This is a genomic window from Mesorhizobium sp. P2_A12 (assembly GCF_056405075.1).
Genome location: NZ_JBFUCU010000028.1, coordinates 1 through 21928 on the forward strand (window position 1 = coordinate 1; position 21928 = coordinate 21928).

The following is a 21928-nucleotide window of genomic DNA, read 5'->3' on the forward strand; positions in this document are numbered from 1 at the left end:
TGGGCAGGCCGAGGTCGGCCTTTGCGCTGCCCCATGGCTTGACCCATGGCACGGTGCCGCGCTCCAGTTCGGCAATGATGCGGTCCGTGATTTCCTGATAAAGGCTGGCGCCCGGGCGCCCGCCCCTGCCCGCGCCAGCCTCTCGGCTGSCGGAACGCTGGTGTTTTGCACGCATCGTCTGGTCCTCCGCTCTTCAATCCCGCGCCGCCGGGAACGGCCAACGAACAAACCGCGCCGTCCGACAGGGCGGCGACCGTCAGCAGCCGACAGGCTGCCCGCGCCAGGGGGCGAAGCCGGATGGCCGAGACCGCCTGAGCCTGGCGAAGAAAAAGCGGGCTCGGTTCACGAGCACCCGGCACGCGCCGTCAGGCGCGCGGGCGCCGTCAAAGCTTAGGCCTCCCGCGGATGCGTGGATGCCATGCCTTGCGCTGCGGTTATCAGGTTGCAGGGCTCAGCGCTCGGTGCCCCCGCCAGGCGTGCGGGCGAGAAAGGCGCTGAACAGGAATTCTCGTTCCAGGAACGGTCGTTCCTGTTCCATAACGCGGTCGGCAGGTCGCCAGGTCCCCGTCGCTCGAGGTCCTATGCGAAGTGCGGTTACACATCCTGACGCAGCCAATAGAAAACATCCGCCGTTTTGAAGAGAAAGCTGGGATGCCTCTGTGCCAGCCGCTGATGCGAATCTGAAACTCCCCGACCTGTTCGGCGCTATCGACCGCATGCCGACGCTTGGCACGGTGTTGGGTGAGCGAAAGTTCGAGGGTCTTTAATCCGCAGCGCTACCCGACATGGGCGCTGAGACGCGCACGGCGATCGACAAGGCTTATACGGCGCAGGCTGGATGGACGGCGTTGACCGCCCGGGATCGCAGGGACATGCTCTGGCGCTGGCATCAATTGATCATCGACCACGCCGACGACCTCGCTGCCATCCTCACAGCTGAGATGGGCAAGCCGCTTGCCGAAGCCAAGTCGGAAGTCTCGCATGCGGCGGCATATCTGCAATGGTATGCCGAAGAGGCCAACCGCATCTATGGCGAGACGATCTCCCCGCCCTCGACTGACCGGGGCATGCTGGTGATCAAGCAGCCAATCGGCGTTGTTGGCACGATCACGCTATGGAATCTCCCGGCTTCAATGGTGGCGCGCAAGATCTCACCGGCACTGGCGACGGATGCGCCGTGATATTGAAACCTGCCGAACAGACGCCGCTTGTTGCAGGCGCAATGCGCGCGGCCGGCTTTCCCGAAAGGCGTCGTCAACCTGATACTGATCGATCGATGAACTTGATCCACAGGCGCTTGAACCATGCGACGATGGCCTTGAGCCCCTTCGGCTGGGTGCCGCGCTTGAGACGGCGGCATAGGCACGGCCGGCTTCGATCTGCTCGCGAGACATCTTGCCGGCCCAATGGATCGATGATGACTGCCTGCAGGAACTGCGCTGGATGTATGACCGGCGCGACCTTTCCGAAGTGCGGCGCGACCTCGCCCAATGGCTGGCCAAGTGGGAGACGCGCTGCCCCAAGCTGTGCCAGTGGGTAGAGGACAACATCGAGGAGACGCTCACCTTCAACCGGCTGCCACGCCAGCATCACAAGCGCCTGAAGAGCATCAACATCCTGGAGCGGCTCAATCAGGAGATCAAGCGGCGCACCCCATGTGGTGCGCATCTTTCCCAGCGCCGAGAGCTGCCTGCGGCTCGTCCGCGCGCTCGCCGTCGAAACACACGAAAACTGGCGGAGGCCATGCGAATCTGAACATGGAGCACCTGGCCGAGCACAAGAAGGAGATGCTGCGCAAGCTGGAGGAGCCCAAGGCCGCGGTTACTTGAAGACGCCGCGCCTGACCCGCCAACACCGGCGACCGTGATCGCAAATTTGCAGAAGACTCTGGACAGAGCTCCCAAACTTCATCAAAAATAGTCAGAGCTAAATTATGGAAGCCGATCGAGATGGAGGAGGAGGGGTTACAAGCCTCTGTATAGTTCCCCCAAACTTTTCGATATCGAAGGGCTTACCTGCGGACCGTTTGGCCATCGATTCCGATCGTTTTAGCTTCATCTCACGACGGAGCGCAGAGAGGTCTGGCCCTGGTGCAGAAATTACTCCCGGCACCACCGAAGTGAAGGAGTCGAACTGCTTTGTATAGCGCCAAATTGCCGACGGAACGTCCGGCGCCCATTGTTGCTGCATGCCTCGATTCTTGGGGCGGTCTGGATGACGCCATCCACCATCTCACTCCAAAGGGCAGTGGAATCTGGAACAATGTCGCTTTTGTACGCAAGACATCCTTCACGCCGGATTGGCATATAATCTTTAACTCTCCTTCTGTTTTTGGGCTTCCAGTTGATATCGAGGCGAGCCCGAACAGGACAATTTTTGCAATCGGCGAACCGCCGACGAAAGCTCATCGCGCGCTCCATCTAGGGCAAGGGGAAAATACCATCGTTCTGACGTCTGACGCAGAGCTGGTAGCTCGGCAGAATGCAGGGCGTCGATTCGTCTTGTCTCCACCTATCACTCGGTCTTGGTCTGTAAGAAAGACATATGACCAACTTCTGGTCAGCGAAGTCGTTGACAAGCCGCGTCGGCTCTCATGGATTACCAGCAACATCGCCCTGCTTAAAGGACATCGATATCGGCTGGCGTTTTTGGAGCGGCTGAGAGAGGAGCTCGAGTTCGACCTGTTCGGCCGAGGTTTTCACCTGATTGGAGATAAATGGGACGCACTTGCACCTTACCGCTACAGTATAGCTTTCGAGAATACTAGAGATGATTACTATTTTACAGAGAAGCTTATGGACTGCTTCGTTGCTGAAACAATGCCGATCTATTACGGCAGCCCGGCAATCACGAGGTTCTTTCCGCCGGATTCAATGGTTCTGATTGATCCAGAGGACAAGAACGTAATTCAAAAGATCCGAGAAATAACCAACTCGGACCTCTGGAAGGACCGTCGCGATGCAATACGAGAGGCGAAGCGGTTGGTACTTGAGAAGTACAATATATTTGCTTATCTCGCGGGCTTCATCGAAAGCGTTCAGGATAAGCCTTTGCCGCCTAAAGTTATGCACATCGGTACGCCCGAGGTCGATTTTGGGGTAGACGAATGAACTCCAAAGTTCATTCGCTTCGCGCGCCCGGCGGTTGGTGATCTGGCAGGGTCCGTACGCAACACTCGGCGGAGAATGCCTCGAGCATCTTTGATGAACACAGAGTCGGTTTGGGAATCACGCGATAGATCCTGTCTGATTCACTGTCCCGGTGATTTACGAGGATGTGATGATGACGAGGAGCCCAAGGGCGGACCTTCGTGGGCGCGTGATTGCGGCCATTGAAGTCGGGGTTTCGAGGCGGGAGGCGGCGCGTCGCTTCCGGATCGGTATTTCGATGGCCGGGAGTTGGTATCGCCGCTATCGCGAGACCGGCCAGTTGGAAGCGCGCAAGCAGGGCCAGCCGTCGCGTTCGAAGCTCGATGCGCATGAGGCCTTCATTCTTGGCCTCATCGAGGACGCGCCGGACATCACGCTTGCTGAGATCGGCGAGCGCCTTGCCGCCGAGCGTGGCGTGCTGGTAGCGTCGTCCACGGTCCGGCTGTGCCTCGACCGGCGCGGCATCACGTTTCAAAAGAAGACGGCGCATGCCGCCGAACAGCAGCGCCCCAATGTCCTGCGCCGTCGCAGAACCTGGTTCGATGGCCAGCTCGATCTCGACCCCGAGAGGCTGATTTTCATCGATGAGACCGCAGCATCCACAAAGATGGCGCGGTTGCGTGGCCGCAGCCTGCGCGGCGAACGATTGTCGGGCGGCCGTTCCTCACGGCCATTGGAAGACCACCACATCCTCGGCCGGCCTGCGGCTGGGCGGCTTGGCGGCGCCAATATTGCTCGATGGCCCTATGCAGGTTCTGCCTTGCTCGCCTATGCGCAGCAGGTCCGCGCACCCGAGCTTCGCCCAGGCGACATCGTGGTCATGAACAAACCTGCCCGCCCACAAGATCAGCGGCGGGCGCGAGGTGATCGAGAAGTTGGCGCGCTCCTGTTCCTGCCGCCATACTCGCCCGACTTCAACCCGATCGAGATGGCTTTCTCGAAGCTCAAGGCTCTCCTGAGAAAGGCTGCAACCCGAACCATCGACGAGTTCTGGTCGGTCGTGGCCAACTGCCTCGCAGCTTTCACAGCCGAGGAATGCAGGCACTATTTCGAGGCAGACAGCTCTGACCCGGAATACGTCGAATCTGCTCTGGCTGCGCAAACGGGCCGAGACGGGCGCACGACATCGTACGCAACCCGGCTGCTGCTGATCAGGCGAACTGGGGAAGGCCGGGAACGGAATTGAGGACCTCGTCCACGAGTTCGTCGCCGGCATGTTCCTTGGCGAAGGCGATCGTCTCGTTAGCAAGGCCGGCGATATTTCCTAGGCTGAGACCCTCATTCATCAATTGCTGGCCGAAACCCACCACGCCGCCTCCGGCGAGGACGCTGCCGCCCTCTGCGTCCTCACCATCATGCTTCGCCACTAATTCCGAAGCTCCGGGAATGGCCTCGATCATGCGCGCAGCGGGACCGTCGGCTGCCTCGCGTTGCAGGAAACCCAGCATCATGCCAACGGCCTTGTCTGCGAGAGCCGGGTCGACGCCGACATTGGTGGCGATGCGCGATACGAATTCTTCCAAGGCAGGGCACCTTTCGTTTTGAGGTCAGAATGATTAGCTATGTTTGTCTCGCTCAAATGGTTGAGCGCAGCGCCAGTCTACGCCTCCGCAGACTTACGCAAAAACCTCTCAGGTATTGGTCCACCCTCTTGGCTACTTCCATGGACTTCACGTCTACAAGGCGCTGAAAAGGCACCGCAGCAATGATGGTGGTTACAAGTACAATGACGACAGTGCTACTAGCCGCAATGGCATGCCCCCATTGGATAGTCCAGAGATAGACAAAGCACCCGAGGGAACAAAGGAGAGGGAAATGAAGAAGGTAGACCGAGAACGACAATCGACCTAGGAGTGGGAAAAAGTATGACGAGAAGGCTCGCTGAAGCGATGGAAGCGCGAGAACGCTAGCGACAAGGAAGGTTGCACCGACGCAGTGCATTGCGTCCTTCAGGTGATTAAAGTCGATTGGGGAGAGTTTGATGATCGGCTCATACAAGATGTCGTTTGAGAAGCCGCCAAGATAGATGGCAGCAAGAAAGATTGCGATCTTAGCTTTGTGAGGCCATTTCGCTGGAGAAACGCGAGTCAGGAGGACGCCGACCCCGAACGACAAGGCGAAGGGCAGGTAAGCTATATGGACCGCAAAAGAGAGAGCCGCGGCAAAAACTGTGACGAGGGCGAAGGTGAACCACCTCGCAGCGAGGGCGAACATGAAGGCTAAGTATGAACCGACGAGCTCGATGGACATCGTCCAGAGTGGTGAATTGAGTTGGTTCTTACCGAGAAATAAGGACTCATATAGGGCCTCCTTGGCGATGGTCGCGACCGTAATTGAGCTAGCGTAATACCAGGTCAGCCAGATCGAGCCCGTGAGTGGAGCAACTTCAAGATTTCTCATCAGCCCCATGGCAAAAATGGTACCGGCAAAAACGATTGAAGCCGCGATTGGAATGCCGAGGCGGGGTATCCGTCGGATTGCTCTGGATACAAGCACCGACGCATTTCCAGTGTCAGCAAAAGACTTGGTAAGGACGAAGCCGCTTAGAACGAAGAATACACAAACCGCAAAGCTTCCGTTGATAAGCATGCTGAATGGGGGGAGAGTTAGAAGCTGAGCAGGCCATCCGATTTCTGGCCACGCTGCTTGCGCCAACGGGTACATGGTTTTGAATATCCCTGGCTCGACAGCGAAGAGGGCGTGAGACAAGAGGACGCCAACTGCAGCCAGCCCCCTCAACCCCTCTAAAGCAATAAAACGTTCAGATCCGGCCTGCCCCGCCGCCATTCCGTTCATGGATACTCTGCCCCTTATGAATGCGCCGGTTTCGACTTGGTCTTCCTACAAAGTCCACGCTCGTGAACGTGAGCTGGAAAGCACGGGACATTGGCTTTCCTATACTGCGCTATGCAGCATCATGACGGAGGGGTAAAGTTGATTGTTTGGATATAATGCATCCATGGGATGGATATGCGGGCCATGCCCACCGGCGACAGCTGGTCCTGGATCTGAAACTCGGCTTGATCGTCCGAGAGACAGTAGAGCGCCTGCAGCACCATGATCTTCAACATCATCACCGTATCAAAGGGCGGCCGTCCGCCCTTGGCGCTATCGGAGGCGGCGAAGCCGGATGGCCGAGGCCGCCTGAGCCTGCCGAAGAAAAAGCGGGCTCGGTTCACGAGCACCCGGCACGCGCCGTCAGGCGCGCGGGCGTCATCAAGTGCCGGCAGACTGCCGCTTGCCGGATGCCTGGACGCCATGCCTTGCGCTGCGGTTTTATCAGCTCGCAGGACTTAACGCCGGTGCCCCCGCGAGGCGTGCCTCTGTGCCAACCGCCTGCACCTGAAATCTGCATAGCTGTTCGGCGCCTTCGACCGCATGCCGCCACTCGGCACGCCGCCTGGGCGAGCGAATTTTCGAGGTCTTGATTCCACTGGCGACGTGTTGGCGGAAATTTCCCAACATGGGGTCACGGAGACGCGGGCAGCAAGGCCTGTATCGCAAGAGACTGGATGGGCAGCCATGACCGCCCGAGAGCGCAGCGACATGGCTTGGCACTGGCATCAGCTGATCATCGACCATGCGGACGACCTTGCTGCCATTCTCACCGCTGAGATGGGCAAGCCGCTTGCCGAAGCCGGCTCGGAAGTCTCTCACGCTGCTTGCGATCTGCAATGGGACGCCCGAAGAGGCCAAAGCCATCTATAGCGAGACGATCTCCCTGCCCTCGACGGGCCAGCGCATGCTGGCGGTCAAGCAGCCGATCGGCGTTGTTGGCACCATGAGGCCGTGGAATTTTCTCGGCCTCGAGGGTTGCGCGCAAGAGCTCGCCGGCGCTGGCGGCCCGCTGCGCGGTCATCCTCAAACCTGCCGAACAGACGCCGCTTGTTGCAGGCGCAATGGTTGCACTCGGCGCGGAGGCCGGCTTTCCCGAAGGCGTCGGCAACCTGATCTGTGCCTGCAAAGGCGATGCCGTCGGCCGCACGCTGATTAGCCGATGAACTTGATCCACAGGCGCTTGAACCATGCGACGATTGCCTTGAGCCCCTTCGGCCGGGTGCCGCGCTTGAGAAGGCGGTCATAGGCGCGGCCGGCTTCGATCTGCTTTTGATGAGGTGTAACGGAAATGACTGGAATGGGTCTATCATCGGTCTTGGAGCAAGGGCGTCTCGCACAATTTGGCTGACCTGGGTCAGCTTGTTCGGCGTTTGGTGTTTCGCGGACGCTCTGCTGACGTCGGCTGGTTTTCGCGATCCTTGGTGGTCAATTGCTGCGGACCGACAACGGACTTGCGGCCACCTGCAATGGGCAACTTCATCTGCGGGGCACGTCGAATCTCTTCCGGCGTCGGACGACGACGTGGCTTTCTTGTCTTCAGACCGGATTTGGCGTGCTCGTTGAATGCCTCACGCGCCAGATTGAGTTCTAGGAGATTCGCCAGAGCTTGATCTTCAGAGATATCTGTAGGCCACCCGTAGGCTCCGGCAACGGCGGCATCCAGGTCCGAGTGAGCGTCGACCAACCACTGCGGACGCCGGTTGTAGAGGTTGGTCAGGGCACGCTCGCGGAGGATCGCGTGCGACACGATGTCCTTCGGAAGGATTTGATCCGGATAGCCGGGCACGACCTCGGGCTTGATCTGGACAAGGTCGCTCGGGTTGAGCCACGCGTTTCGTAAGTCATCAAGCCTCTTGGCCACCTGTGATATGGCGATGGCTCGTGCGTCCTTTTCATATCGGACTGCTGGGATATCCGGCGTGAGGCCCTCGGGGAACGGGAAGGTCTCGAATACCCCCGCACTATTGTAGGTTGGATCATTGCCGACGCCGTGCCACGAGCAAGTTCCGAAGCTCCAAGCCTCATGAAATCGGGAGTGAAGAATCCCGAAAAAGACATCGTCTGACCGAGAAAACGCGAAGATGCGGGAGTCGGGCACTATCGCTTGATCAAGCCACACGAATGTCCGATGCTTTGCGACGCGAGGTGTTGCCATGTAACGCGAGTGGCCCTTCAAGGAAGCGTGAAAAGCCGGTCTCGGCTCCACGTGTCGCCACCAACGCTCGCGGTAGGCATCACGCCTGTTCTTTGAGCGCTCCGGAAACACATGCTCTCTAATGTGCTGGAACGGCGCCTCGTAGAGGGCAGCCTCCTGCTCGGACATCTCCCAGCCGAAATCCACAATCCACATGTCGCGGCCGCGGCGAGTGACGTCCATTCCATTGCGCCATGGACGGAGCACATCTGAGTTTGGCCTACCGTTGGGATTCATCGGCATCGAGAGCCAGGCCCGCGCCAAGCTACCCGGGACGTCGAAGGCACCGCCCTTCGTGTCGCCCATGAACGCTACGTTCTGGTTTTCAGACAGCCTGCGCGCCTTGGTCAAGTCGGTTACGCCGGCGGTAAGATCTGCGTTTATCTGTGCAACCGTCCTCCCATCGAGGCACAACGGGTCCTCGCCGTGGCCGAAGCAGATTAGGGATACTCGTACGGCTGCGCCATCGACGACCCACGGCTCGTCACTCCAGGCTTCGAATAGCCGGCTTTCGGCGATGATCCGATCCAACACCCTTCTGTTCGCTCCACCGCGTATGGAATTCGTCGTGACCAGACCCACTCGACGCGTTCGATCTGCTGCGACAGCGGCGCGGGATTTCTCCACCCAATAGCAGACGAGATCAGCCTCGCGAGAGACGCGCCCATCGTACACATCGAAAAGGCGATCAACCGTTGGATCGCCCAAGGCTTGCCGCATCAAACGCACGCCGACAAACGGCGGATTTCCTACGATGAATTCTGCTTCTGGCCATTCTGCTTCAGCATCTTCCGAGACTGGTTGCAGTGCAGCAAGAAGGTCTCCTTGTGCGTCACGAGCTGTATCAACGTCTTGGGCCTGCCTGACCAAGGCGTCTCGCCTTTCGATTGCATCTAGCTTGCGTAGGATTGGTATCGATTTCGAGCGTATCCCATTCTTGATCTGCCACTGAATGTCTCCGATCCAAATGGTCGTGCGTGCAAGCTCGGCCGCCATCATGTTGATTTCGATGCCGCGCAGGATTTCAGGCCCTACCAGCGGAAGCTGAGCGGGCATGCCGAGCATCTCGCAGTCGAGGTTGGCGCGGTGTTCGATATCCTTCACACCCTGGAGAGCGAGGTATAGGAAGTTCCCAGACCCGCATGCCGGATCCAGGATGCGGAGCTTTCGCAGCCGTTCCGTGAACCGGGACCGTACTTCGGCGGCCGCTTCCTCCCGCGTCATCCGGCGGGATTGCTGCCTGCGCATTGGCGGCTTGCGATTGCCATTCAGGAGTTCGACAATCTCCCGCCTTGCTTGTTCCCATTCCTGTCTCAGAGGCCTCAGGATGACCGGATCGACAAGACGCATAATTTTTTCTGGATCGGTGTAGTGCGCGCCGATCTGGGCGCGTTTTTCCGGGTCCAGAAACCGCTCGAACAGAGTTCCGAAAATCGTCGGATCGATGAGGCCCCAATCGAGGCTGTCTGCGGCGACAAGCAAACCAATGTCACCGTCATCGAGCCGTAGCGCTCGGCGACCATCAAACAGGCCGCCGTTGAACCATGTGATGTCGGTCAGGTCGAACTCGCCGCCGCGCTCCATTGCTTCAAACAGCTTGTCGAGGTAGCTCATGGCTCGTTCAGGAGCACGGGCCGATCGCTTCAGGAGCTTAGTGAACAGGCCATCAGGCAGCAGGCTGACACTCTGGGCGAAAAAGCAAAAGACCAGCTGATTTACGAAATGAGCAATCTCATCTGGTGTGCCTCGCCCCTGAACGCGGAGTGCGATCGTGGAAAACTTGTCTGCTGCCTCCTTGGTGACCGCCGCGCGTGTTCGGGTCGGCCTCAGCTTTTCCGGGCTGAAGAAGACGTTGTGCAACATCTCACGCGCTGAAGGTTCCGCGAGGTCATCTAGGGTGATCACGTATGTGGACGGAACGGTGTTCGTCCAAGCGGTATGGATGCGAAGGCGTTCGATGTCGCAAACGATGTGTAGCGGCGGGCTCAAAAGCGCCGGCGCGTATCGCATCAACTGGAGGAGGGCCTCGTCGAGGTTTCCCTTCTTACGCTTGTACTCCCATGCGAAGTGACCCTTCTTCCAGACGTCAGCAAAACCTTTACCCCCTCCGAGCTTGTTCGCACCTTTCTCGAACGCGAAGAACGCGCCGGTCGGGTCCTCATCGCTCGGAGACGGATGGCCGACCAGCGAGCAGATATCGAGGAAGTGTTCTTGAGCTGCCTGCCGCTCGCCAAGTTCCGACTTCCTCCATTTCTTGATGAAAGCTGCAGGCGTTATGGGCGTGAGCCCTGCGGCACCCAGACTCATTACACATCCCCTCCGACACAGTCATCGGACCCAGCAGAAGAGGTTGCCAATAAAACTCTGATTATTGGTTAATATTAGTCACCGATGCATCAATAATTGCCTCGCCCTGACCTATTATTGTGTAGCATCAGAAATAGGGGACACCATGCATTGTGGCAGCGGTGATCACACGACTGGAATGCATTTCCTGGTTTCCTGAAGCGCTTTCCATTCGACTTCCGGCGCGGAAAAAACGCGTGAGCGAGCGCCCGACTAATTAAAGCGCGGCGCGCTGGCACTGGACCGCGGCAGTTTGCGGGCTTCTACTCGTGTTCCGGTGGATGGCAACCCACGCGAATCTCGCCGAGGCCCAGGACGCATTCGACCAGTGGCGCCACGTCTACAACGCCCAGCGTCCCCACGACGCGCTGGACGGCGGCGTGCCGCTCGATCGCTACCAGGCCTCGCCGCGCCAGTATCGCGAAACTGTCGAGTTGTTCGAATACGCCAAGGACGATCTCATCCGCCGCGTTCAGCAGCACGGCTTCGTCTCAATCCTTGGCCGGTCAATGCGCTTGTGCAGGGCCTTCGCGGGAAAGTCCGTCGCCTTCAGGCCTACCACAACAGACGGCGTCTTCGACGCATGGTTCAGACATCAGAAAATAGAAACCATCGACCTAAACACCTTGGCTCGATAGCATGCAAAACTGTTCGCGATGTCCTCGCACACCTGTTCGCGATGTCCCCAGTCCAAACAGATCCCAGCTGCGTACCAGTGGTTAGTGAAGCCGAGTATGCCGGCATCGTCCGGCATAAAGTCGACCTTGAGGTCCCGCAGCCGCATCCGGCAGATGACGTTGTCCTCGGGGGACTCAGCGAAACCTCGCTGCCTCAATTCTTCCCGCAACTGCGCCCACTCTCCATAACCGGCAAGATCGACGATGAGGTCGACGTCGTCAGTCGCCCTCACATCCTCAAGGGTGACTTCGTCTGTTATAAAAAGAGCGGTTGTGCACCCGCCGACAAAGACCAGCCGTTCCCGGAAGTCTTCCCCCAAAGCTTCCGCCACCGTCTGCAGCATCAGGAGCAATTGGCCTCGGACCGTCATTTTTTCAGGAACCTCTCCGAAAGCCGCTGTCCAGCCAGGCCCGCTTCGCGCTGATTGCCGAGCCGGATGGCATCAAGGAGAGCAAGATATTCGTAGAGCCGTTCATCTTTCTGGACTGCTTCAGGCACACTCTTGAACAAAGGTTCAACCGACTGCCCCATGTCCCGCCCTTGGGCATAGGGCCATATGTGTATGTACTCGCCTCCGCTGACCAATAGCCCCTTCAGCATCGGCGCGGCGAACGCCGTCGGAATACCGCGCGTCATCGCGCCTGCCTTCGCGGGAAACACGAACTTCAGGCCGTGGACGATAAATTCATAGAGATTGCGGCGGTGAGGATTGGCCCGTCCCGTATCCCGGTCTTTAATGGCCAACCCCGATGAGAGACTGCGCTTTAAGGAGGCGTTGATCTCTGTCTTGCTGATACCTGTTAGGGATTCCAGCCCGCGGACAGAGAAGGGGTCCTCGCCCGCAAAGCCCCTACGCTGTTCCCCATGGCCCGCGAACTCTCCTTGCTCCTGCAAGCTCACGAGCTTCAGAAGCACCACGATATCCTGACTTTTCATTCCAATCATTGCAGCTTGTCCTCTGTCCTAGGACCAAGGACATTCCATCATTCGATGTCTCTCCTGTCAATGAGAATGCTAGGAGGGCGCCGCGGAAAGTCCAAAATACGTCGTTTTGAGCCGCCGGTACGTGGTTCGCCGGCAGCATGATGATTGGCTCAGGGCGCTCACCCTAGCGAAAGAGCATTCAAACGTCGTCGTCCGACTGACGAGCGCCGCCGGCAGCATTGAAGCGGTCAATATCGTCGGCAGAAGAGCGTCCGAAAAGGGCTGTCGGTTGCTCCATCGTGGGAACGAAAAAGCGAGAGAAGCAGAACTTTCGTGTGCGATTTTTGCACACCGTAAATATGTGATTTTCTTAAAGTATCTGCCCAATCCAGTCATGCGCCAGCTGATCCCATGACGACGCCATGGCACCAGCCAGCCCAAGGGAGAACCAGGCGTCTGATCTGGGGAAGGCTGTTTTAAGGACTTTTGCGAGATCAGCGAATAACCGGCTCGCCATGGAAGCGCCGGCGCGAGGGCGGCGACACGCCGAAGCCGACTTCCATCATCAGCCGTGGCGTGCGCGAAGGCACGGTGCCCATATGGAAGCCGAAAGGATCCTCGACGAAACCGAGACCGGCTTCGCCGGTCAGCGTAACGGGGCTGTCATCGCCATAGACCTTGAGAACCTCTTGCGCCGGATGGCCGACGAGCAGCGTCAGCTGATGCTTGAGGATGCGCCGCTTGTGGCTGCCCCGCACATAAACATGCGGGCCGGTGCCTTCGTCGACCGGCGTCAGATAGAAGAAGAATTTCAGCATCCGCCAGTCATCGAGATCGAAATGATACTTGCCGAGCGAGGCACGGTTCTTGTCGGCGTCGGAAGCCTCGCTGGTCGGGAAGCTCCACCAGACGCGTGTGGTGATCAGTTTCGCCTGAGCGCCCAGATAATGCGCGGCGATGTCGAGCAGCAGCGGGTCGTTCTGGATGGCGACCGCTGCCTTGCAGCCGAGGATGTGTTCGAAAAAGTGGCCGCTGAGCAGCGAGCGGCCGAAACGCTTCTCGGCCTCGGCATGGTCCTCAGCCATGAATTCGAGACGGCGATCGAAATTGCCGAAACAAGGCGTGTACCGGGCGAAGGCGGCGATCTCCTCATGGATGGAAGTCGGCAGGACGAGCCCGCAAAACAGCCCGTCCGACCGCAGCGCCTCGACAACGTCCTGGCGATCGACGCCGGCAAACATGGTGTCGTGGGCTTTTTGCGACACGCGAACCGGCTTAGCCCCACGCCAGTGCATCCGGCGCGCCGGCATGGTGCGGGCGAGCACGAACATCGGCAGCCATGCCGGGTTCTCGCGAAAGTCCGACAGATAGGTCGGAATGCGCACGGCGATGCGGCGCAGCACGCCGCCGTTTCGCGCGATGGCCTCGAGACTGGTGGCGCCGGATTTGTCAGGGCTCGAAAGGGTCATGAAAGTCCTCAGCTATGAATGCAATATGATATTGACGAAGCATCTCTTTTCACTGCCTCGCCGCTGGTCCAAGCCCGATTCCCGCAACGGAAGGACGTGTAGGCGCGCGTCGGTTTTTGCGCAACGCACAATAGCCTTGCGCGTGGCAAATGCTGTTCGGATCGCCGTGCGCATCAGCCAATATCCAGCGGCAGGCAAACGAGGCGGCGGCACTTGAAAAGAGCCGCCGCCCGGCTTGGCAGCTATTGGCGGACGAACAGCGGCTGGACGCTCGCCCATTGATCGGCGGTGCGGAATCCGCCGCGTTTCGTGTAGCTTTCGACCGGGAATTTCATCCAGTTGGGCAGCCAGTTGTCGATTTTCTCGCGGCCGTTCTCGCCCGCGAGGCAATCGCGGATGATCTTCTTTTGCGTCTTGACCTTCTCGGCGACATTGCCGTCGGCGACAGGCTTGCCGGCGAGGTCGGCCAGCATTGCATTGGCGATCTCCCTGTCGCGCAGCAGATCGAAGAAGGCGTCGTCCGGTTGCCACCACGCGCCGATGTCGATGCCCAGATGGTTGCCGAGCGCCTCGACGACGGCGCTGCCGGCTTCGACCGTCTCGGCCATGACAAGGCTAAGAACGCGCATGACGTCGTCGTCGCAAAGTGGCAGCAAACGGGCGAAGACGGCGGCAAGCGCAAAGGCGTCGCCATTGCCGCCGGCTATCGCACCCTCCTCGTCGGCCTGCCCAAGCAGCGCCAGCACCGCGCGCCGTTTTTCGGCGAATGCGGCTTCGGCCCTGGACGCGGCAATACTTGCCGCCACCGCTTCATTGGCGGTGCGCTGCGGCTCGCGGCGAACCTGCCACAGGCCTGAACCGGCAATGGCATGCGCCACCATCAGGCGCAGCGCGACCCCCGGATGGTCGAGCATGGCGGTGCGCACGGCACCGTGGCGGTGCAGATCGACATAATTCTGCATCGGCCCGGTGAGTTCCGGTCGCGACGGCTTGGCGGGCGTTTCGTCGTGCGCGCCGCCCTCGCCTTGCGTGCGGGCGCGGCGGGCCTCCTTGCGCGACAGCCAGCCCTCATGGCACTCGACCGCGCCGCGATGCGAGACTGAGATGAAGACCTTGCCGCCCTTCTTCCTCGGCGTCTTTTCGTGGTCCCATGACTGGAAATGCTGCCCCGGTTCCAGCACGGCCACCTCGGGCCAGCCGGCTTCCAGATAGGCGTCGCGTCTGGCGGCAATGGCCTCGTTCTGCTTTTGCCAGAACAGGTCGGCATCGGCGAAATAGCTGTCCTCGCCGAACAGGTCGCAGACGATCAGGCCCGGATAATCCTCGACGGCAAACAGCGCCACCTTGGTGGAAATCGACTGGCCGCCGAACAGCCATTGTTTCAATTGGTGGCCGCGCGGCGCGTATTGCTCGGGATCGGCATAAAGCGTCAGCCAATCCTTCTGCTGCGCCTTGGAGGCCATGGTCAGATGGCGCGCCGTCTCGGCGTCGATGTCCTCGCGCCGATAGGCTTCGCGGATCTTGGGCAGAAGATCGCCGAGCGCCAGAATGCGTTTGACCAGAAGCTCGGTGATGCCGAAGGTTGCGGCTATATCTGGAATGGTGCGGCCTTCCCTGATCAGCCGCGAAAACGTCTCCCACTGCGACACCTCGTCGGGATCGAGCCGGGCGAAGTTTTCGATCAGCGAGGCCTCGAGCGCGTCGGCGTCGTCGCCGTCTTCCATGATGGCGCAGGGCAAGGCATTGCGCTGGCCGCGCTCGTCGGCGAGCGACTTGGCGGCGAAATAGCGGCGCCGGCCGGCGACGATCTCGAAGCTTTCCGGCGTGCCGTTGGGCCGCACCAGAAGCGGCACCAGGACGCCGCGCGCGCGAACGGACGGCAGAATGTCCGACACGTCGGGCGCGCGTTTGGAATGGCGCATGTTGAGCGCGGAAATGTTGAGCTTATCAAGCGGAATGTGGGCAAGTTGCATGGTTGGTCTCCTTCGTTTCAGGGGTGGGATTGCCCCGCCGCAGAGGCTGCAAGCCGGCGCGGCGGGACGGTTTTCGCGCCTAGCGGCGCGTCTGTTCCGCCGTGTCGGGCGGAAGCTTGGAATGAGCGTTGCCAAGGGCTTCTGCCGCCTGTCGCAGCAGCCGGTCGGCTTCGGTGATGTGGCCGGCGCTGCACGCTGCCTGGGCGTAGACGGAGAGCGGAAAGCGCGGCTTGAAGCAGAGGTCGCGCTCGATGCCGAGGCCAAGCCGCCCCTTGACGCTTGCAAGCTCGGCAAGACTGACGCTGCCGAGTTCGGGGAAGCCGAAGCCGAGGTCGCAAAGGCCGAAAAGGGTGTCGCCGTCGGCGTCGAGTTCGGTGAGAAGCCAGGTTGCTGGCCCGGTCGGATCGAACAGTTTGACCACCGGGACATGGTCGGTTTCGGTGTCGGTTGCGCCATTGGCGAGCAGCCGGGCGCAAAGCTCGTCGGTGATCAGGATCATGGGAAACTCCTCTCAAAACAGGTCGAGTTGATTTCTGGGGGCGTCAACGAACAGCCCGATAACGAGCGGCTTTTGCGCCGCGCGCGGGCGCATCGGCGCGTCGGCCAAAAGGGCGAGTCGGTCGCGCGTGGAGAGCGGCCGGACACCGGGAATGAGCGTCTGCTCGCGGTTTCGGTTCGGGTCTGCAGGGTGTCGGGATCGCGCGCGCTCATGCCGCGATCTCGTCTTGTTGCGCGCCTTGGGCCTCGGCGTTGAAGCCCAGAAGAAAATCGGCGGCCTTGGAGGCAAGGCTGGCGGCGCGGAAGATGGCGCGATTGTCCTCGCGCAGCACCTTCAGCCATGTGCCGATATAGTCGGCATGGCGCACGCTCGGCTCGATGCCGAGGGTCGAGCAGACAAAGGCAGCAGCGATTTCGGCAACCAGTTCCTCACGCGCATAGGTCTTGGAACCGAAGGCGCCGGAGAGGTCGCGCGCCAGCCGCGCCGGGTGGCCGGTCCAGTGGCCAAGCTCGTGGAAGCAGGTGCGGTAATAGTCGATCTGCTGAAAGAATGCGGGCTGCGGCGGCACCTGAATGGTGTCACTGCCCGGCATGTAGAAAGCGCGATCGCCGCCGATGCGGAAATCCGCGCCGCTTGCTCGAATAAGCGCCTCGGCTTGGGGGACGATCTGGCGTTCGGGCAGCGGTTCGGCGTTGCCATAAAGGTGCTCGGGCAGGCCGTCGCACTGCGCGACGTTGAAGACGGTGAAGCGCTTCAAATACGGCACCGCCTGCGGCTCGTCGCCGTCYGTCCTGGCGCGCTCCTGCTCGCCCTTTGGGACAAAGCGGTCGGCATGCACGATTGTKGTGCCGCGCTCGCCCTTCCTGACATTGCCGCCAAGGGCAAGCGCCTGCCGGAAGGTCAGCCAGTTCTGGCCGGGATRGCTGCGCTCGATGACGGCGCCCCACAGGATGAGGATGTTGATGCCGGAATAGCGGCGCCCGGTGGCCGCGTTGCTGGGCAGGCCGAGGTCGGCCTTTGCGCTGCCCCATGGCTTGACCCATGGCACGGTGCCGCGCTCCAGTTCGGCAATGATGCGGTCCGTGATTTCCTGATAAAGGCTGGCGCCCGGGCGCCCGCCCCTGCCCGCGCCAGCCTCTCGGCTGCGTCGGAGGCGGACCGCATCCGAAGGACCGGAACGAAGAGGAGGACCCGAAGCGAAGCGAAGGGTTGCGGGATGCCGCGGCGGGCCTAGAAGGGAGTGCCGCCCACCGCGCGCCGCCGGGAACGGCCAACGAACAAACCGCGCCGTCCGACAGGGCGGCGACCGTCAGCAGCCGAAGGCTGCCCGCGCCAGGGGGCGAAGCCGGATGGCCGAGACCGCCTGAGCCTGGCGAAGAAAATGCGGGCTCGGTTCACGAGCACCCGGCACGCGCCGTCAGGCGCGCGGGCGCGTCAGATTTCTGCGCCGTGCGGACATCGGTTTGGCGTTCCGGTCGCACTCGTTCAATCAGAACGAGGTCTTGATGCCGACCATCACCGTCGCCGCGGCAAAATCGCCGCCGATCCGGTCGTCTTCGCCGCCAGTCTCTGCGCCGGTCGCAATGTCATAGGTGTTGTAGTCGCCGCGTGCTGTGAACACCTTTTCGTAGGAACCGGAGACGAAGAAGCTGGTCCGCTCGTTGTACTGGTAGCCGGCGCTGCCGCCGACCATCAGAACCGGCGCCGATTCGAAATCATCCTCGAAGCGCAGGTCACGCATCCAGTGATGATCGGTATCGCCGGCCGAGAAGGTCGTGCCGCCCTTCAGCGCAAAGCCGAAGTTCCAGCGATCCTGGACATAGGTCGCATCGATGCCGGCGAAGGCGACCGGCAATTTCTGCTGGTAGCTGATGGCCTTTGCGTCTCCTGGGAAGTCGCCAACCGAATCCCGGAAGCCGGCAACGCTGTAGACATAGGAGCCGCCATAGGCAGTCCACTTGACCGAGGTGTACTTGAAACCACCGTTGACGTTGATCAGCAGCTGGTCGCTGAACTGGAAATCGTGGCCGAGCGCGACGGTTGCCGAATAGAAGTAATCAAGATCGGTGTCGGAATGGCGCGAACGGTTGCTCCAGTCGTTCCAGCCATCATTGGTCGAGAATGACGGGTTCCAGTCATAGTCTTCCATGTAGCTGTCGCCGCTGAAGGCGATCTGGCCGGAAAGCTTGGCGGTCCAGCCGGCCTCGCTGCGCGCCGTCATCTCGGCTGAAATGACCACAGAGGTGCTTTCCCAGATAAGGTGGCTCAGCTTCGAGCCGCTACCGGGAGCCTGATAGACCAGCTCGTTGGCCTCGATGTCGATGACGCCGACGCCGCCAACGAAAGAGAAATTGGGATTGTAGGGCGCCGGTTCGCTCGCCACCGCGTCGCTGGCCATCGCCGGCCAGGCAGCGAGCAACGCTGCCGCTCCACCAAAGACTTTCGCGTACAATTTCATAGGACTACCCTCATGGGAATCATCCGCCATTCGGCCATACGCAGCGTAACCGGGTGCAAGTCAGGTGCGGTCGTCTATGCAGCGCCCCTGTAGGTGGCAAAATTGCCGCCCTCGGCTCTGTTCCTCAACACTCAAGGAAACATCGTTAGCGTGACCCGATTGACGGCGGTTTTTGCCTATGCGTTCCGGGCGGCCGGCGTGACGGGAACGCTGCATTGTCCGAGGCACACATTTGCGATGACGATGCTGATACGATTGCAGCGGCAGGCAGCGACCACGCACGGACCTCAATCCGCTGAGATCGTGCAGGTTGCTTTCATCGGCCCATAGCAAACTCTCTAGTCTAGATAATCCGACAGAGCCGAGGGCCGAGTTCCTCGAACCCGTTGCGCAGATAGAAATCGAGCGTGCGCTTCCATTTTGGTTGCCTGGGCGCTGCAAGCTCAAGTCGCTTCCAACCACGCGCACGGCTTTCCTGCGAGGCGACCTCAAGCAGATGAGGGGCAATCCCTTTGGAGCGCTTTTCGGGTCGAACATACAGCTCCGAAATATAACCGAACTTACCTCCTGCATAGATCGCTGTGCATTCATTCAGCACCATGATGCCGACCGGCTCGTCGTCTGCACTTGCGATCACGGCGACCACGCCAGCGTCGGCGAGCATTATCTCCGCGCTTTGTCTCACGTCGTCGGGCGCGGGCGCTTTCCCGCCAGTGAGTTCATCGAGTAGCGCGTGAATAAAACGGACGACCGTCCCTGCGTCCGTTGCGTTGGCGCGGCGCGTAGATATGGAAGGCATATTTTCTCCTGCTAGTGGTCAAAATCCCGATTGATGCTGCCACCCCGCGCAGATCCGACTCACTCTTTTAAGTAACTCGGACGAGTGAACAGCATTCGAGTGAACAGCATTTTTCATCAAAAATATGATAAAAAATTGCAAAATAAATATTACAAGCAACAGGATACCGATGACTTGCGGTGAATTGCGCAGATAGGGGGCCTGCAAATCAACCTGGTTACTTCGTGACCGCACGGTGAAGCCGCCTTGCCGAGGTCAGATGAAGTTGCAGGTCTAAAAGGGCCTGAGACAAAAGATACAGCCTGAGATGCTCGTGCGGCCAGAACGCTCGGACAATGCAGTCGAGCAAAGAGGACATCCGTGACGGGCGGCGAGAGCGCTCGACGGTCGCCACACTCATTCGGCGCCAGCCGGAACACGAGCCGAGCCGACCGGTGCGCAGAGGCTGGTTGCCGCGCCGATCAAGTCGGACACGTCCGCCTCGGTCGTCGCGAAAGAGGTGACGAACCTCACGATCCCGGGCTCCCAGCGATCATGGTAGAACCGGAATCCCATGTCGAGCAGCCCCCGGATGAGGGACGTGGGAAGTCGGCAGAACAGGATATTGGCCTCGGGACGCTGCTGGATTTTCACGCCTGGCACCAGGGCCAACCCCTGCGCGAGCGCCGATGCCATCGCATTGGCATGGGTCGCGTTGCGAAGCCAGACACCGTCCCTCAGATAACCGTCCATTTGCGCCGCCATGAACCGCATCTTGGAACTCAACTGGCCGGCCCGCTTTTGGCGAAAGGCTATCGTGCTCGCGAGATCTCCGCGGAACGAGACGACTGCATCGACCCCAAACGTTCCATTCTTCGTGGCGCCAAACGACACAAGGTCGACGCCGGCCTTCCACGTCATCTCGGCCGGCGAGCAGCGCAGAGTGACGAGGGCGTTGGCGAAGCGAGCACCGTCCATGTGGAGCGCCAGGTTCGCTGACCGGCAGATGTGGCTGATGGCCTTGATCTCGTCGAGCGCGTAGACCGATCCCATCTCGGTCGCCTGCGTGATGCTGACGCTGGAGGGCTGGACCGAGTGGATATCGCCCACCATGCGCGTTGCGTTGGCCGCCAAGGCGTCGATGTCGATTTTGCCAGCCTCGCCTGGAAGCTGCACCAACTTCGCACCGGCGGTGTAAAACTCCGGCGCGCCGCACTCGTCGCGGTTGATGTGTGCGTCGGCGTGCGAGAGGATGCTGCCCCATGGCGGCGTAATCGCCGCCAGCGCCAGCGCGTTCGCCGCCGACCCCGTCGAAACGAGGAACACGTCGACCGCATGCTCGAACACCTCGGCGAGCTGGCGCTCGACGGCATGCGTCAGCTCATCGTTGCCGTAGGGAAGCGCCTGACCCGACGCGCACGCCGTGATGGCTGCGATCACCTCGGGGGAGGCGCCGGCGATGTTGTCGCTGGTGAAGCCGCGCGGGCGGGTCTGCTTGTTGTCGCTCATGGTCTTGACGCTCTTTTCATCCATTGTGCGTCCAAGCTAAACGGTTCGCCGCGCGCTTTATTGAACGATATTCAAATCGAGAGGTAACGTGCCGGCGTCACCCCCAACACTGCCTTGAAGTGTCGGGTCAGGTGGCTCTGGTCCGCGAACCCGACCGCGACGGCAACCTCGGCGACCTGCCGACCTCGCCTCAGCAGCCGTCGCGCCTCGTCGATGCGGACCTGGATCAGGTAGCGAGTGGGCGGCAACCCGAAAAGCGCCTTGAAGCCATCGATCAGCGTCGCCTTGGAGCATCCGGCGAGGGCGGCGAGAGTGGCGAGCTGCAGGACTTCGTCGAAGTGGGCATGGATGAAGTCACATACGTCGCGGAACCTCGGTGGCACGAATTTTGGCTCTGCAACGCGCGACCCGCCGGCCTCTGCGAAAACGTGGGGCAGGAAACGGATCAGATACTCCTCGATCTCCAGTGCCGAGCTATGCCCATGTTCAAGCAGGCGCCATAGCGTGCCGAGGCCGTGCGCAACGACCGCATTCTCCTGGAACGGGCTCCTGAAGTCGATCGTTCCGGGTTCGTTTTGGCCGCTGTCCTCGAGGACTTGCCGGACAAGGCCTTCGGGCAGGTAGAAGATCTTCTGGCTCCAGCCAAGATCGTCACCCGCACCCCCGAAGTGCGGTTCGCCGGGCGCGAAGGTCGCGACGGTGCCGCTACCGGCGTGCCAAACCTCACCTCGGCACCAGACATCATGGACGCCTCGCTCGATCAGCCCGATCAGATACTCGTTGTGGACATGCTTGGAGAAATCCTGCCGGTGATAGTCCGCCGCCAGGTAATCGAGACCGCCAAGGACATCGGAGTGCTTCATCACCGCACGATTGCGCGGCGGCCGCCCCGGGGGTTCAGAACGACTACGCGCCTTTTCGTCGCATTTGATGGCGGTGTCGGCCACTTGATGATCAATCCAGGTCGGTCGTCACAACGATATCGTGCACACGTCGCGAATTTCAAACCGAAGCAGGATTAGTTGCCGCCCGAAGAGGGGCCTGCTGCAGGGCGGGCAGCGGATTGGCGGGATTAATCGTGTTTCAAGCTTGGGATGTGGACCCGAGCGACGC

At 60.5% G+C, this 21928-nt stretch carries 15 protein-coding genes and 6 pseudogenes; 6 read left to right on the forward strand and 15 right to left on the reverse strand.

Annotated elements, in window-relative coordinates:
* On the reverse strand, positions 1-175 hold a 175-nt coding region (locus tag AC1DZU_RS32175), incomplete at its 3' end, for an ArdC-like ssDNA-binding domain-containing protein (protein ID WP_477291136.1).
* 476 nt (positions 176-651) lie between these two features.
* On the opposite strand from AC1DZU_RS32175, the pseudogene AC1DZU_RS32180 reads away from it, so the two are divergent.
* From AC1DZU_RS32180 to AC1DZU_RS32195, 4 genes and pseudogenes are all read left to right on the forward strand, one after another.
* Positions 652-1265: pseudogene (locus tag AC1DZU_RS32180) on the forward strand (aldehyde dehydrogenase family protein); the annotation flags it as partial.
* Between the two features lie 151 nt (positions 1266-1416).
* Positions 1417-1829, forward strand: a pseudogene (locus AC1DZU_RS32185) (transposase); the annotation flags it as partial.
* A 309-nt stretch (positions 1830-2138) separates the two neighbouring features.
* On the forward strand, positions 2139-3110 hold the full coding sequence (locus AC1DZU_RS32190) for a glycosyltransferase family 10 domain-containing protein (protein WP_477291035.1): 972 nt from the start codon (positions 2139-2141) through the stop codon (positions 3108-3110).
* A 172-nt stretch (positions 3111-3282) separates the two neighbouring features.
* A complete protein-coding gene (locus AC1DZU_RS32195; RefSeq protein ID WP_477291037.1) occupies positions 3283-4335 on the forward strand; it encodes an IS630 family transposase in 1053 nt (350 codons plus the stop codon).
* Here AC1DZU_RS32195 and AC1DZU_RS32200 read toward each other — a convergent pair.
* From AC1DZU_RS32200 to AC1DZU_RS32210, 3 genes and pseudogenes are all read right to left on the reverse strand, one after another.
* A complete protein-coding gene (locus AC1DZU_RS32200; RefSeq protein ID WP_436175704.1) occupies positions 4301-4672 on the reverse strand; it encodes a hypothetical protein in 372 nt (123 codons plus the stop codon). The genes AC1DZU_RS32195 and AC1DZU_RS32200 overlap by 35 nt on opposite strands.
* Before the next feature lie 52 nt (positions 4673-4724).
* Complete coding sequence (locus tag AC1DZU_RS32205; protein WP_477291040.1) at positions 4725-5945, reverse strand: acyltransferase family protein; 1221 nt, start codon at positions 5943-5945, stop codon at positions 4725-4727.
* Positions 5946-6139: 194 nt separating this feature from the next.
* Positions 6140-6256, reverse strand: a pseudogene (locus tag AC1DZU_RS32210) (transposase); the annotation flags it as partial.
* A 271-nt stretch (positions 6257-6527) separates the two neighbouring features.
* Between AC1DZU_RS32210 and AC1DZU_RS32215 the strand changes: the two are divergent.
* Positions 6528-7144 (forward strand): annotated as a pseudogene (locus tag AC1DZU_RS32215) (aldehyde dehydrogenase family protein); the annotation flags it as partial.
* Positions 7145-7341: 197 nt separating this feature from the next.
* Here AC1DZU_RS32215 and AC1DZU_RS32220 read toward each other — a convergent pair.
* On the reverse strand, positions 7342-10488 hold the full coding sequence (locus AC1DZU_RS32220; RefSeq protein WP_477291042.1) for a class I SAM-dependent DNA methyltransferase: 3147 nt from the start codon (positions 10486-10488) through the stop codon (positions 7342-7344).
* A gap of 320 nt (positions 10489-10808) precedes the next feature.
* Here AC1DZU_RS32220 and AC1DZU_RS32225 point away from each other — a divergent pair, with 320 nt between their 5' ends.
* Entirely contained in the window at positions 10809-11165 is a 357-nt protein-coding gene (locus AC1DZU_RS32225; RefSeq protein ID WP_477291044.1) for an integrase core domain-containing protein, read from the forward strand.
* 59 nt (positions 11166-11224) lie between these two features.
* Here AC1DZU_RS32225 and AC1DZU_RS32230 read toward each other — a convergent pair.
* The 10 genes and pseudogenes from AC1DZU_RS32230 to AC1DZU_RS32275 all read right to left on the reverse strand — a co-directional run.
* Positions 11225-11575 (reverse strand): annotated as a pseudogene (locus tag AC1DZU_RS32230) (hypothetical protein); the annotation flags it as partial.
* On the reverse strand, positions 11572-12141 hold the full coding sequence (locus AC1DZU_RS32235; RefSeq protein ID WP_477291138.1) for a hypothetical protein: 570 nt from the start codon (positions 12139-12141) through the stop codon (positions 11572-11574). The pseudogene AC1DZU_RS32230 and the gene AC1DZU_RS32235, both read right to left, overlap by 4 nt.
* A gap of 482 nt (positions 12142-12623) precedes the next feature.
* Entirely contained in the window at positions 12624-13598 is a 975-nt protein-coding gene (locus AC1DZU_RS32240; protein WP_477291046.1) for a hypothetical protein, read from the reverse strand.
* 242 nt (positions 13599-13840) lie between these two features.
* Positions 13841-15571 (reverse strand): ParB/RepB/Spo0J family partition protein, encoded by a 1731-nt coding sequence (locus AC1DZU_RS32245; RefSeq protein ID WP_477291048.1) that lies wholly within the window; start codon positions 15569-15571, stop codon positions 13841-13843.
* Between the two features lie 79 nt (positions 15572-15650).
* The gene (locus AC1DZU_RS32250) at positions 15651-16070 is read right to left on the reverse strand and encodes a DUF2958 domain-containing protein (RefSeq protein ID WP_477291050.1); all 420 of its coding nucleotides are present in this window, start codon (positions 16068-16070) and stop codon (positions 15651-15653) included.
* Between the two features lie 208 nt (positions 16071-16278).
* Positions 16279-17214, reverse strand: a pseudogene (locus AC1DZU_RS32255) (ArdC family protein); the annotation flags it as partial.
* A 345-nt stretch (positions 17215-17559) separates the two neighbouring features.
* Positions 17560-18528, reverse strand: coding sequence for an omptin family outer membrane protease (locus AC1DZU_RS32260; protein WP_477291052.1), 969 nt, complete (start codon positions 18526-18528; stop codon positions 17560-17562).
* Between the two features lie 343 nt (positions 18529-18871).
* Positions 18872-19327 (reverse strand): GNAT family N-acetyltransferase, encoded by a 456-nt coding sequence (locus AC1DZU_RS32265; RefSeq protein ID WP_477291054.1) that lies wholly within the window; start codon positions 19325-19327, stop codon positions 18872-18874.
* A 396-nt stretch (positions 19328-19723) separates the two neighbouring features.
* A complete protein-coding gene (locus tag AC1DZU_RS32270) occupies positions 19724-20839 on the reverse strand; it encodes a threonine aldolase family protein (protein ID WP_477291056.1) in 1116 nt (371 codons plus the stop codon).
* A gap of 47 nt (positions 20840-20886) precedes the next feature.
* Positions 20887-21762 (reverse strand): AraC family transcriptional regulator, encoded by an 876-nt coding sequence (locus tag AC1DZU_RS32275; protein WP_477291058.1) that lies wholly within the window; start codon positions 21760-21762, stop codon positions 20887-20889.
* Positions 21763-21928 lie beyond the last annotated feature (166 nt).